Below are 14,299 nucleotides of genomic sequence, written 5' to 3'. Positions count from 1 at the left end.
CGCTTGCATAACATCTATGTCAAAGATCCACACTTCCATTATTCATGATACAAGAAGACCGTTGAAGGACGGTACTTATCCGGTAAAGCTCCGCATCACTTACAATAAGAAACAGAAGTACTACCCCACCGGCATATACATGACAACAGAGGATATGGGAAAAATGTATGGCCCGAAACCAAGGGACCATTACAAGAAGCTTCTGTCAAAGCTTACTTCCATTGAAGAGCGAGCGGTAAATGTCATCGATAAGATTAGCGCATTTACTTTCGAACAATTTGAAAAGAAGTTCTTTGACCTCTCGCAACGGGATAACGTATTCGACGCATTTACAACCAAGGTAAAGCACCTGCAGTCAGCTGGAAGAGTTGGCACAGCAAGCAGTTACGAGTGCGCTATGAACTCGCTCAAGTCCTTTACTGAAAATGAGAAGCTGGTCTTTGCCGACATTACGGTTGAGTATTTGAAAGCATACGAGAAGTGGATGCTGGGGAAAGGTAAATCGTTAACTACTGTAGGGATGTATCTTAGAGCGCTGAGGACGCTGTTTAACGATGCTATTGCTGAAGGTGACATCAACCAAGATCTCTACCCGTTCGGAAAGAGGAAGTACCAGATACCTGCCGGAAAGAACCCAAAGAAAGCACTAAAACTGGAAGATATAAAAAAGATATTCCAGTATGAGCCGGTGCATGACAGTGAAGCAAGGGCTAGGGACCTTTGGGTATTCTCCTATTTATGTAACGGAATAAATGTGAAGGATATCGCCCGTCTAAAGTACAGAAACCTTAGTGGTGATAAATTAACCTATGTACGGGCAAAAACAGAGCATACCACCCGTAAAAATCTAAAGACAATTGTTGTGGACCTAGCTCCTGAGACAAAGCAGATCATTGAAAAGTGGAGCAACAGATTCGTCACCTTGGATACTTATATCTTTCCTATACTGGAAGCAAATGTTACACCGGAAGAAGAACTGGCAAAAGTGAGACAGGCAACCAAGAACATTAATAACTATATGAAAAGGATCGCCAAAGCTGTAGGAATAGAACAGAGCGTCACTACATATGTTGCAAGACATTCGTTTTCCACCGTTTTAAAGCGTACTGGGGCACCTATGACGTTAATCTCTGAGGCTTTAGGCCACAATAACCTCAAGACTACTGAAAGCTACTTGGATAGCTTTGAAGATGAAACTAGAAAAGAATATACTTCAAAGCTGACTGCATTCTAAAGATGAATTAAGAAGGGAAGTCCATACCTTATCTACTGCGTTTTCTGTGCTGCATTACAACTCCTTGAATTGCTTCGTTTGATATTTCATGAGTTGTTTGCCTTCTTCCGGCCTTCAGCCAAGTCAGCAACTCATCCTCAGAAAAGTAAAGATACTTCCCTCTTTTGTAGACAGGTATCTCCTGCTTGCTGACATAACTATAGATGGTAGATTTTGATACATTTAGAACTTCAGCTGCTTCCTTCACTGTAAGTGTATGCGTTGTTATAAAACGCTTTGACTGCTGCCGGTTGCTTACCGATTCGTAAAAGAGCTGCAGCATGGCTTCAATAGATCGAAGTCTAGTATCAAGTATTTCAAAAGGGTTTTCCATCTGTATTTTCTTTAGCACAAAACTCTCTATTCCACTCCGTTCTGGAACGGGATAATTAACATCTGTAAAAGGGAAGAATTATTGCCGGCAATGGCTCTTTACCAGGTTTTCATTTGTTTCTACCTGCTTATACTAAAGAATAAGAAAATTGTCACAACTGCACATTAAAAAATCAAACCTTTCGCGATTCTTTTAAGGAAACACGAGCAGGTACCTACACGGCTCATATTTTGATTGTAATTTTTGCACGACTTATACTTATAACTGGAAAGCGAAGGGTTAAAAAGAGCCACTGGTTAGAGTAGCTCTTTTTCATTAAGCAACTAATTATTGAAGATTCAACCTTATTGATTTATTATAAACTAGGCATGCATTTTTAGCTACAACACCTACTCAGCTACATAATATTATAATCCGCAATGTCTAAACACTTCCCCTAGGATATCTCTGTGATAAGTGTTAACATAGCCAAAAGTTTGGTGCTCTGCATTCTTTGTTACTACCCCCCTTTCGTTACTAAGTTTTGTAGCCATTTTACCTAACATAATGCTACCTTTTCGGCTAAGCCCCTTCCGGCCTGTTAATTTGGCATATCCATGAATCGAAAAATAGTCTTGAAATTCACCCGTCTCTTCAGACGGTATATGTTTTTTCCTAGTTAGGTTTTTGGTTAGAGCATCATTTACCTTGGTGCTTAAAGTTGTAATTTGCTCTATGAGGTTACATCTTTGCTTCTCCAAATTTAAGAGAAGCTCTAAATCTGCCAATAGTTGGCTATTCGCAATAGAATCACTTGCATGTGCTATGTTTGGTTTTCTATTATTAGACATTATATATTAAAATTATAAGACAAATATTTATTTATTTCATACTCCGTTTTGGCGTCAGCGATTGGTTCTACTAGCTCTTCAACATCCACAGATGGAGTTAAGCTATGCTCTTCTTGGAAGGAAGCAACTACTATATCTTTAACTAGTAAAGCATCTTTGCGATAGCAAATAAAAGAATCGTGAACTGTCTGAAAGAAAATACCTGCTTTCTCAAGTTTAGGAGCAATTACCTTCAGCACCATATGTGATTCTATTCTTTGCATACGGATGGGAAGCTGTTTATAAGCGTTAGCGGCTTCCTCTTTTGTCATTCCAGGTAGAGGTTTCTTAAGCTCAGAGATTACCCGAGCAACAGATGGAAACATTTTGATAAAGTATTTCCCTTCTTTTGTTTGAGCTGTATACTTTGCTTTACAGTAAAAAACCGTTGCAAATAGCTTTTTCTTAAAAACATTACGTTGACTTGCCGGAACACGGAAATGAGCCATGATACTGTCGTACAACTTCCCACTGGATGTTAATTGGATATACTCCTTAACATCTTCTGGCATGTATCTCCCCTTAAACTGCTCTATCAGTATAATACATAGCAGGAAAGGCTGACTATTTTTAATATCAACATTAAAAAGACATTGCTGATCTTTCTGAGTTGTGTGTAAGCATCCTCTTAACACCTTACTAAGATTAGTAATATTAGTATCAAGCCGGTTATTCACGTCAGACACGCTAGCTCTGAACTCTTTGTATCTTATACTTTCAACAGCAAGATAATCTTTATTGAACTTGCTATTTAAATAGTTACTTAGGTATAAGTATACATCTTTTTTACCATTTACATCAGGCAATTTAACCATTGCTCTTCCGAACTTTTCCTCATTTGCCAAAGAGTAAAAGCTTTCATTTTCACCGGATTTTGCTAGATACTCATTGTACCTTTGGTAAAGTGTTTCAGAATTACCAAAGAGGTCGTGTAGCACCTTGAGCAGTTTCTGTGAATTGGAGAATTTAATTTCTAAGTATTCGTGGGCGGCATCGTGATGGATTCTCATCAATCTTAGGTTTCTGACCAGTATTCCTTTTGCAGTTATTTTACTAGCCAGCTTCTGCTTCCTCTCTAAATTAGCTGCAAAGACTTCACTGAAAATCGTTTCTCCTAAGAGCTTTGTTTGATAAGCAGGTGTTATACGATAACCAATACACCTTTCTCCGGCCTTGTATGAATTATTTTTCTCAACTACTCCTCCACTTATTAGCTCATCAATTACCCATTTCCTATGGTTATAATATAGCTCATCTAAAATTTCTGAAGATATATACGACCACCCTTTTTCATTCTCAAAAAGTACAGCTTGCGTGGCCACTGAATGTACAAAATGGCGAAATTTATCTTGGTGCGAGTTTATCTTTCGCAAACTATACCCTCTACCCATCATCCATGTAACAACGTTAAAGTTTGACGGTACATAGAGCAGCTTTGCTCTTTTCTTATAGTGCATGTTTTTTTCATGTTATATAAAATTATATGGATATTGCCTTTACAGTAATAGCCCAACAGGAAGACAACAAAAACCTGGAGACACCTCGGAATGATCAGTTCCAACTTCTAGAAGCGTACTTATTGAAATCGTATATGACTAGTTTGCCGTGCGTTAGTCAATTAGAGGTGAGGTAGCTGGAATGTAGCTTCCGGCGGTCATACGCATGGTAAGGCTACCCTCTCCGTTTACTTGTTGCAAAGATGGTGAATGCAAAATAACAAAAAGGAACCTTTTAGAATTTTTTTAAAAATTTTATATATACCCACAAAATATTCAAAGCAACAAATTTAGTACTAATCACCTTTTTATTTAATTAACAAATTTCTAGATCTATCAAAACGAAAGACTTACATCAATACTAGCATATAACACCAAACACACAAAACACAACCTAAAAACTTATAAACCAATGAAATAAAAATATATCAACGGAACATAATGAAAGAAATAAATGCTCACTCTTCCTCTCTTATATAACAACAACTTATTCCACTTATCTACATAATATTGTATTTAACTTACCTCTTATAATTATTAAATAAGTTTATAAAAGTGTTTAGTAATATAATTATTACCACACAGCCCCTATTATCTCTTGTAGATATCTACACAAACGTCTTTTATATAATACAAAGGGGACCTCTTACCGAGGCCCCCTACATTTTGTTATTTCCAGTTCTGGTTTAGCTCTTAATTATTTGTTAAAAGCTACTTTTCACTTTTTATTATCTTGTCTTTAGTTCTTATGTCGTTTGTTTTTTTTACATGGTTACACCAGCCCCACTCCTGCCAAAGCTTCAGTACTCTTTATCTTCAAGTACTTCATTTTGCTGGCATTGGCTAATTTGAGATAGTCAAGATGCAATCTGACACTTTCAAGGTATGAGGAGGCTCAACTGCCTCCTCATCTCTAATTTTTGATTATCACAGTGTTGTTATCACCGGTGATGATAATATTCTTATCACCGGTTATTACTGTGGTAGTAATGCCGGATCCCACTGGTATATAATCCTTACCGGCCTCTGCACCCTTATCGCCACTAAGCATAAAGGTTACGATTGTTAATATCCATCCGATCACGTCGTTCACGGTTGGAGCACTAAAGAACTTATGTGTATTAAACATAACATGCCAGATCGCTAATGCTTTTGTGCCCTCGCTCACTGTACCTGTTATATTACCAATTCAAATTAAGTTGTATTCACCAATGTTAAGTTTATGTTAAATTTTTAAGTGCTTTATTCATCCAACATCAACCAGTCGAAAGCACTTTGAAAGTAGCTTTCTGCATATGCTAAAACATCTATACCTCCATGGTACCCAAAGTTCTTTATCTTCCGCTGCGGAGAGCCCGGTGAAGGAATAGCAAGAGCTTGAACGGTAGCTTCGCCTATGGTAAAAACTCGTGCGACCGGAGATACTTGGAGCAAGGTATCACTACCACCTATGCCTTGAATGAAATTATGTTGAAACCCTAACGATTGAGCCATATCAACCTGCCCAAAGTTTGCAGGACAAATAATCTTCCTCTCAAGATCAGAGAGAACACCCTTAGAGGTACATAAAACTTTAGTGACACCACTTGTTATCAGGTCAAGTATCATTCTCCTATTCCACTGCCTCCCCCTTAAATCGGAGTCTGAAGAACTAAAATCTCTCCTCTCGCTTTGGGTAATTGTATCGGAGATAGCAACACCGAAGTGGCTAAGGCTTTCCAGGATGAGTTGTGGGTTAGGAGGTAGATCTAGATTGTTATCAACATAAGCTATGTACTTGCCCCACAGTCGGCTGTCTACGCTCCCGTAGAAAAATCTGACTGTTCCTTCAGCTTCACGGTTGCCTAGCTTTATTTGATTGTCTGGATTAGTACATTCATACACTGGGAAGCTCCCTAAAATCATTTTAGTTGCACCATGAATGGCACCATCTAAAAGGTATGGGTGCGTTTCGACCTCTCCTATTGGCATGTTAGTTTTTCATATATTGACACAGTGATTGCAATAGCATAGCTTAGGATTAAGATATGGATATATGATTAATTCATACAGCAAGTACTAGTTAAGCAATCCCCACTCCGGCCATTGCTTCAGTACCTTTTATCATTTGGTACTTCATATTGCTGGCATTGGCCAGTTGCTGTGCATAAGCCGCTTTTGCTTTCACCACTTCGTCATCAACCATGTGATCAGCTTTCACTTCCATGATAACATAAGATTTGTCTTTCAGTTGTACTAGGAAGTCCGGGTAGTAACAGCGTAAAGTATGTGACTCCGGGTCCACATAATTCACCACAAAGTCACTTTGGCCATGTGTTAGCATACCAGTGAACCATACCTTCTCTACCTGGTCATCGTGGAGTAGTGTCCAGAAGAGTTGGCTTTCCGGTTTACTGTCGAAGCAGTAGTTGTCCAGGTGGAAAGACTTTTCAATGAAGCTCTTGAACGTCTCATTATGCATACTGGCTAGTAGTTCTTTTTTAGCCGATACGCGGTAATACTGTTCCTTTGGCTCCTTCACCAGGCTAACTTCTACTTCGTCTTCTGTTTTGTATTCCTTAAGCTCAAATAGCTCGCTGAAGAGTCTCGGTATTACCCAGTCATACAATAATTCATTAAACTCATTAACGCGTCCAGTGACCTCTGTAATGCCTTCTTTTGTAGAAGCCAAGATCTTCTTCACCCGGATAGGTGAAATGTTGAGGTAACGGGAAATTTCGGCAACTAAAGTTAATTCGGAGAATTCTCGTTTCTCTTTGATGTGGGTGAAGTCTTTGTCCTGCCCGATTTTCTTAGACAGGTCCATGATATTCAGTTCAGATCGTATGATCTTATACTTATCGGTTTCTGCTTTGTCAAGTTCAAGATCAATGGTGCCACTCAGTACTTTCTCTCGTAAAGTATGGAGTTTATTAACCTTCTTCAGTTTTACTTTTACTGGTGGTGGCACAACTCTAACTTCTACCGGAGTATTTTTGTCACCGGCACCATTAAGGTCATCAACTGACAACTTAAAGTTCTCTTGTAGCTCGTCGTTAAGGATGTTAATGTTATCTTCTGATAAGAACACCAGTCCAGTCTCTTGAATGTCACCAATGGCTCGTAAACAGCGCATAGTAGCCTGTAATACAAACACCCTAGACTTTGGCTGACGGTGCAAACCAACTGAGAAAAGAGAACGGCAATTCCAGCCTTCTTTACCCTTATTTACCAAGAGTATAAACTGCTTGTTCGATCCAGGTGTATCCAAGTTCTTGAACTCTCGGATATCATCGTTCGTGGTAACAGAAGTGTCTCCAACGTTAACCAGTATCCGATCCATCGGAATGTTTAGTTCTGAAAGGACCTGTTCCACTGCCGGGCGCAGATCTTTCTCTAACTCTTCTATAGAAGATGCAAAGAAGGCCATCTTTGGCAGCATGTACTCATAACGTTTGTCCTTATAAGTACTCCAGAATTCATTTATCGAAGTTCTAACAAAAGCCTGGGTCTGGTCCTTTATATTTTTAAAAGAACTGATCTTTACCTTCTTCAGGTACTTATTGTTAATCGCTTCTTTTAGGCCATAAGAATACACAACTTCCGGTAACAGTCTGCTCCCAACATACGGAGTACCAGTATAGTTATAGCAACCTACAACTTTACTACCGGCTTGTTGTATACTTGCTGCCAGCTCATTTATTGTTACCCTAAGACTAGTAGCTGTGTTCTTTAACCCAAAGTCAGCTGCTAGTGCGTTACCGAATATATGGTGCGCTTCATCTACATAAATCCCCAACTGCTCTAATCTGGTCAACTTAGCAAATCGCTGGTTAGTGATTAGATCCTGCTCAGAGTTTATATCAAAGCCATACAAGTCAGCATCATCATCGTTACCATATTTGGCTTTATAAATGTTAGCACGTTCATTAAATAGATCCAGTGCTGCTGACTGTTTCTTATGTTGTTTCTTTAGGATGATCTTCTGAGTATTGGAAATTATGATGTTAAACCTAGAACGCTCTATGGCATTAAGGGCATCACCGGTTTCATCCAAGAAGAAGAACTTCAGGTTTGTCTCCAGCCAATTAACATATTCTGTTGGAACAACTTTACTCTTATCAAATGTCTGAATTTCCTTCAGTGATTGCAGTACAGTCTTATCCGGAGCAAATACAAGCACGTTATGGCAGTACTTCTCATCTTTCGGGTACTTGTTGGCAAGCAAGAACTCATAGAAGATAGAAGTAGCCATCAGAATGCTCTTCCCAGTGCCCATCGTTAGAGCAAAGATGTAGTTCGGATAGGTTTGCTGAAAGCTTTTTATCTGCTCAAATACATCCTTGAATTTGATCTTATCATCTGAACTGAACTCAGACGGACCAAACATGCCTAACTGACCGGTTGCAGCCGAAACCCCGATATCTGGTCTACCTTCGAAGTGGTTCTGTTTATAATACCACTCTTCGAAGATCTTGAACAGGTACTGATTATCACAGTACTCCTTCAGGAAAACATACATCTCCAGCGCTTCGAACTGTGGCCGTCTTAGGTAAGCACTTGGGCTGTCCGGATCGTTGAAGTCCAGAAACTTCTTTGTTAAAGGCCTGTATGTACTGCGTATCTTTTTCCGTTCCTGCTTATAGAACAGGTTAAGGTAAGTATAAAATGGAAAGTCTATACTTGCTTGCTTCTTCTTAGCCATTAACGGTAACTTCTAATGATTCACTTAACAGGTCAGTGATTTTAACTCGGATAACTCCAGCATCGCCAGGTATAAGATACACTCCACTTACCAGTTCGTTCTTACCAGGTACATCTACTTTACTAGGAGAGAAGACCGCACCATCATAGTTATAGTCAATCATAACTGATTCCGTAAGCTCACGCCAGTCTTCCACGTTCTCTTTCATCAAGCTCAACTTCTGGAGCAGGTTCATCGGATAAAACTCTCTTATCAGTAACTTACCACCTTCTATCGTTACTTCAGCTTCAGCATCACGTTTAAATTCCAGGTTAGACTTATCTCTAAGGATGTCTACTACTTCTACATCTAGCTTGTAAGGTACTTCGCTGCGAAGGTAAGCTGCCAAGTCCGGTTCGTGACCCATACAGACTAATAGAAGGGATTCTACCGGTTTACCAGGGTTGTCATCGTTCCTTTTATCAAATGTTTTGTAGTCAAAACCGGTGATTAGTTCGTTCAGGTCCGCTCTGGTAGCAATTCGATTTATTGGCATGATTTTCACCATCCGGCCATCTTTCTCGCCATCATATAGCGCATTATTTGGCAATGGTTGTATTTCCAATGCTTTCACAAGCAGATCCTTTGCCTCTACCGGGTTCCGAAATACATCGTAATGATTAACATTGAACACTTCAAAACCAGTGAAATATGCTTGGTTTGCTTGTTGATTTGCACTGCCATACATAACGGTAGGTTCAGCAGCCATTGATGTTACCCCAAACTCAAGTTCCGGTTGGTTCGACTGAAGTTCCTTAGCTACGCTTAAAAGCCTCTTTGTTGTAGTTTGTATTGCTCCTAGATTTATATCAGCACCGATGAAGCGTCGTCCTAACTTCATCGCAACAGCTTGGGTTGTACCTGAACCCATGAAGCAGTCAAATACTATATCACCAGGGTTCGATCCAGAATTAATAACTCGCTCAATTAGTGCTTCTGGCTTTTGTGTTGGATAGTCTAATCGTTCTTTTGCTTGAGAATTAACATCAAAAACGTCATCCCAAATATCTCCTATTCTTTTACCTTTAGATTGATCTAAGTATCTGCGTAAACGTGGCATTCCATTCGATGTGAACTCAATTAAGTTCTTAGCCATACCATCATCAATCTTCTCCTGTGACCATATCCAATGCTTTCCTGCAGGTGGAGCTATGATCTGATCACCAAAACTCCTAGCTGGTCCAGACCCAGCCTGAGTGAAATCCCATAGCCCATACTTGCGATTATTTTCGTCTACTAAATTATAATGAGATTTAATGTAGCTTTCTGAATGGGAGAGGTAAACTGGTTTTACATCATAGCTAGGAGATTTAGAATACACCAGTATAATATCATGAACGTTACCGAAGTTAAGACTTTGCCCCTTCGATACTCGTGTTTTCTGCCAAATTATCTGATTGACAAAGTAACCAAATACTTCTTCTAGTACACACCGGAGATGGTGTGATTTTCTCCAATCACAGTGAACCCAAATCGTACCCTTTTCACTTAACAGCTCTCGCAATAGTATGAACCTCTCATACATAAATTGCAAATATTCATCATTATTCCATATATCAGTATATTGCTTCTCTTCAAAAACTGTTATATCGTTCTGAACTGTTTTACCTTTTAATGCTATCTTCTTCTTATAATCAGCATTGCTGTCAAATGGTGGATCTATATATATTAGATTGACTTTACCTCGAAACTCTTTTAGAAGATGGCTCGCAACTTGAAGATTATCACCCCAAAAAATTTTATTCATCCAACCGTTGAGTTCAGTCCCATGACTTTCCTTTAGCTGTGCTGGATAAAATTGAGTTGAGTAGAAAGGTCGTTTCCCTACCCAATGCAACATAGCTCTCCCTCGAATAGGATCAAATTTATACTCCTCTACAGATGTGATCTTTCTATCTACTTTCAGATCTAATGTCTCCTGCTGTTCCATGTACTTAGTTGTTGCTGTACTGACGTGGGTTACAATGATATTTCATGTCGCATTCGCCACATTGCTTCTCTGATTTTACCACATGCGCCATGTCGTAGTCTTTACTTTCTATTTTTCTTACCACTTGGTCGAATGTGCCGATGGTAGTGCTGATATTCAATTTATTTGAAGAGAAGGTTATGTAAGGATTACCATCTTCTTCTTTAGGATAGTATAGGTGCATCTTACTTACCTTGTTACCGGTTCGTTCTTCTACCAAGTGTGCATACACCTCTAACTGTCTCCGGTACTGTTGTAACGTGTTGCGGATCTTCGTGTCAGTGGTGTTCACATCCGGTTTGTCACCTGATTTAAAGTCAATCAACTCCACTGTTCCATCTTCACCTTGTATCAGGTCAATGGTACCTTTCAGTATATAACCTTCCTTCACCAAAGATACATCAACTTCAGCTTCTTTTATGCGGTGCCACTGGTTTTCATTTCTGTCACGGTAGCGTAATATCTGTCTAAGCAATGCATTCAACTGAACGTCATGCAAATAGGCTTTTAGGTTCTTTGATAGCAATGTGTAGTTGTTGTTGAACCAGTGTCCTATGTTATCATCGGTTAAGGTATGCGACTCTCCACGCAGTACCGCTTTGTGTATATCTTCTATCGTTTGGTGCAACAGCTGACCGAACATAGTGGCACCGGAACGAACGCCTGCAAACTCCAGCTCTTTGTAGAACTTGTATTGAAGTGGGCAGTTTTCATAAAGTAAGATATGAGAAGTAAAAGAGTACTCATGCTTGATGTTGATCGGCTTCACCTTCTCAAGCTCTAACTCATTTAGATCAAGTAGACCGCTATCCCATGATGGTACACTATCGTAAACCGGCTCGAAGTACTTAGAGGGGCACCGGCCACGACCTAGCTTCTCAGCAGCAGTTAAAACCAACAAATTCTGAGGTCTGGAGAAGGCAGTATAAAATAACCTCCAGAAGTCATAATACTTGGTTAATTCCAGCGGCTCGTAGATAGGCTTTGAGTAGTACCTACTCTGTAAAAGCTCGTCTACCTCAGTGTATTGTTTCCGTGGCACCAGGTTAAGAGAACCAACAAAAACTATTGGAAACTCCAGGCCTTTAGATTGGTGAATGGTCATGAACGATACGCACCCGGAAGGAGCATACTCATCAAAGTCTTCGTACTCTTCTATACCACCATCAATAATAAAGCGAAGGTAGTTGTTAAAGAAGTTACGAAGAGTTGCTGTCAGTATCTTAGGTGTGAATACCGTAATACCATACAGGTACTCAAACTTATTCAACAGCTTTGTCAATGTCGCTATGTTATAAGCTGCCCTGAGATTTACCTTGTTATCGTTTAGGTCCACGTTCATGTACTCTGAGAACATGGGGAATTCAAGTAACTGGTAAACTAAAGCCGTGAATGCATAGTTAGTGCTATCCTGCAATGCCAGGTGCTGTTTGGACCGCTTCCGGCACCACTTGAGTAGACTGGCATGCTTTTCCGGATCTCTTCTCAGCTCATAGGTAAACCGCTTTTTCCAGGATTCATACTCCTCCCACACATGCAATTCAATATCTTCATCCCATTGTAGGTGTTCAGTTATGAGCTTCGGAAAGATGAAGATAATTGCACCTAGCAAAAGCTGAATTTCTTCTCGCTCAAAAAATAATCCGGAACGCGGTGAAAACACGTTTATACCTCTTTCTTCCAGGTACTGAGCTAAAGCTATAACTCTGTCATTCTTAACTGATTTAAACAGGAATGCTATCTGGTTGTAATCATCCAGGTTACCTTCACTTTCCAAATGTTTGATAAACTGGTAAACTTCTTCATAGTAACTATCGGTTGCTTCTTCACAACTTACTTTCACCACTGATGCATATTTGCCGAACTCACCATCTTTAGGTTGAATGGTTTTGTCGAATCGGAAAGTAGTGCCATTATGTTCCCAGTCTAACTCATTCATCCAACGGTTGTAGAAATCCACTATACCAGGATGGGAGCGGTAGTTTATGGTTAATGTAATCTGTTTGCAAGTTCCTGCAGGAAAGTTATCCGGAAACTCCAGGATGTTGCGGATAGTGGCACCACGGAACCGGTAAAGGCCTTGGTCATCGTCACCCACTACGCAAATATTTTGATGTGAGCTGGCCAGGAGTAACAGTATCCGTTCCTGGATGGTGTTTGTGTCCTGGTACTCATCTACCATCAGGTACTTTATCTTCTCTTGGAGTTTTTGGAGTATCTGTGGGTTGTTCTCCAGCAGGTATAACGCTTCTGACTGTATAGTAGAAAAATCAAGTGCATTCTCTTCATGTAGCTGGTTTGAATACAACTTGGAAAACTCACCAATGATCCTGATCTCTTCTTCTTCAGCAGTACATAGCACTTCCGGATCTATGCATTCTTCGCTTACCTTACCAATATACCTGACGATCTGATCTGCTTTATCCCAACGGGAAGATCGTTCGCCCAGTAGCTCATATGCTCCTTCTATTGAGATATATTCTTCAAGGTTGCGGAATACAAAGTACTTCTGGTCGAACTGGTCCAGCAACCGGTAGCTTCTCTTCAACCTGGTAAACTCTCTGTGTTCTTCCAGGAACCGGAGGAAGATGGAATGTAAAGTACCAATGTACATTTCATTCAGGTTCACCTTCATGTTTAACTCCAGCATCCGGTTAGAGACACGGGTAATTAGTTCCTTTGCAGCTTTCTCGGTAAAGGTTGCCACCATAATACTCTCAGCATCTACACCAAGCTCTATCAAGTGAACAATTCTTTCAACGAGTGTGCGGGTTTTACCTGAGCCGGGTCCAGCGATGATTAGGACAGGCCCTTCAGTAGTAGTTACTGCTTCTCGTTGCGCCGAGTTAAGAGAAGCTAAGCGGTCAGGAGTAATGTTTGCTTTCAATATATTGGAGCATTAATGTAATTACACTCCAATTACTATAATTTATTACTAAATTTCAATAAATATTTTGATATATTCAGCTCTTGTAACAGTAGTAGTTAGCTCCCTTGCTCTCTAATAACTAACTTATGTACTGCGGTTACAATGTCAGCCACTTTTCCTGCCTTTATCTCCTTACCACTGAATGGAGTAGCAATTACATTTTTATTAAATAGATAATATGGCTTTGTGATAGAGAAATAGGCATCAGTTACTTCACCAAAATATTCTATGCGAAGGTTATATTCTTCGGAAATCCACATCCAGGAAGTGACCTGTTTGAATCCGAGCTTTATAAAAGCATCAGTGCTTAAGTGTTTATCTACACCTGGAAATTTGGGTTGTTTACTTGTCATAGAGAAGCTAGGTCACTATACCCCAATCAGTACTACCGGTTTCTTACGTTTGGTCTTTAAGTTGATAGTACTATTAAGATACTAAAAAAAAGGAATTTATATATACTAAAATTAGTATTTATAGCTACTTAAACCTATTGATATCTCTAATTTTTGACACTTTTACGGACTTAGTAAAGCTTGTAAAAGTGCTTATTTCAGTAGATTAACGATAATTTTGGCACAAATACTGATTTAAGATCACTACACATGCAACGGTTGACCAAAAATCTAGCTCCAAATTGCATTTACTATTTACTAGCCCTACCCGGGGGTATCCGGGTACAAATTTGCCCCCCTGGGGGGCCCCTCAT

General features: G+C 39.7%; 9 protein-coding genes. 1 reads left to right on the top strand and 8 read right to left on the bottom strand.

The window, feature by feature from the left end; translation table 11 throughout:
• The first annotated feature begins 16 nt into the window (after positions 1-16).
• Entirely contained in the window at positions 17-1,234 is a 1,218-nt protein-coding gene (locus Q1A54_RS13940) for a site-specific integrase (RefSeq protein WP_299989295.1), read from the top strand.
• A 28-nt stretch (positions 1,235-1,262) separates the two neighbouring features.
• Here Q1A54_RS13940 and Q1A54_RS13935 read toward each other — a convergent pair whose 3' ends face one another.
• The 8 genes from Q1A54_RS13935 to Q1A54_RS13900 form a co-directional block, all read right to left on the bottom strand.
• A complete protein-coding gene (locus Q1A54_RS13935) occupies positions 1,263-1,607 on the bottom strand; it encodes a helix-turn-helix domain-containing protein (RefSeq protein ID WP_299989292.1) in 345 nt (114 codons plus the stop codon).
• Between the two features lie 407 nt (positions 1,608-2,014).
• The gene (locus Q1A54_RS13930; RefSeq protein WP_299989289.1) at positions 2,015-2,437 is read right to left on the bottom strand and encodes a hypothetical protein; all 423 of its coding nucleotides are present in this window, start codon (positions 2,435-2,437) and stop codon (positions 2,015-2,017) included.
• Complete coding sequence (locus Q1A54_RS13925) at positions 2,437-3,933, bottom strand: hypothetical protein (protein WP_299989286.1); 1,497 nt, start codon at positions 3,931-3,933, stop codon at positions 2,437-2,439. Before Q1A54_RS13925 ends, Q1A54_RS13930 begins: the two co-directional genes overlap by 1 nt.
• Positions 3,934-5,214: 1,281 nt before the next feature.
• On the bottom strand, positions 5,215-5,943 hold the full coding sequence (locus Q1A54_RS13920) for a hypothetical protein (protein WP_299989283.1): 729 nt from the start codon (positions 5,941-5,943) through the stop codon (positions 5,215-5,217).
• 91 nt (positions 5,944-6,034) lie between these two features.
• Entirely contained in the window at positions 6,035-8,656 is a 2,622-nt protein-coding gene (locus Q1A54_RS13915; protein ID WP_299989280.1) for a TnsA endonuclease N-terminal domain-containing protein, read from the bottom strand.
• Positions 8,649-10,625, bottom strand: coding sequence for a site-specific DNA-methyltransferase (locus Q1A54_RS13910; RefSeq protein WP_299989277.1), 1,977 nt, complete (start codon positions 10,623-10,625; stop codon positions 8,649-8,651). The genes Q1A54_RS13915 and Q1A54_RS13910 overlap by 8 nt, the downstream gene beginning before the upstream one ends.
• A gap of 4 nt (positions 10,626-10,629) precedes the next feature.
• Entirely contained in the window at positions 10,630-13,551 is a 2,922-nt protein-coding gene (locus tag Q1A54_RS13905) for an ATP-dependent DNA helicase (protein WP_299989274.1), read from the bottom strand.
• A 98-nt stretch (positions 13,552-13,649) separates the two neighbouring features.
• Positions 13,650-13,946 carry a hypothetical protein gene (locus tag Q1A54_RS13900; protein ID WP_299989271.1) on the bottom strand — a complete coding sequence of 99 codons (297 nt, stop codon included), beginning with the start codon at positions 13,944-13,946 and terminating at the stop codon, positions 13,650-13,652.
• Positions 13,947-14,299: the final 353 nt, after the last annotated feature.

The sequence above is a fragment of the uncultured Pontibacter sp. genome (genome assembly GCF_947502515.1).
Classification (GTDB): Bacteria; Bacteroidota; Bacteroidia; order Cytophagales; family Hymenobacteraceae; genus Pontibacter.
Note: the sequence above shows the minus strand (reverse complement) of the source record. Positions and strands in the feature narration are given on the sequence as shown.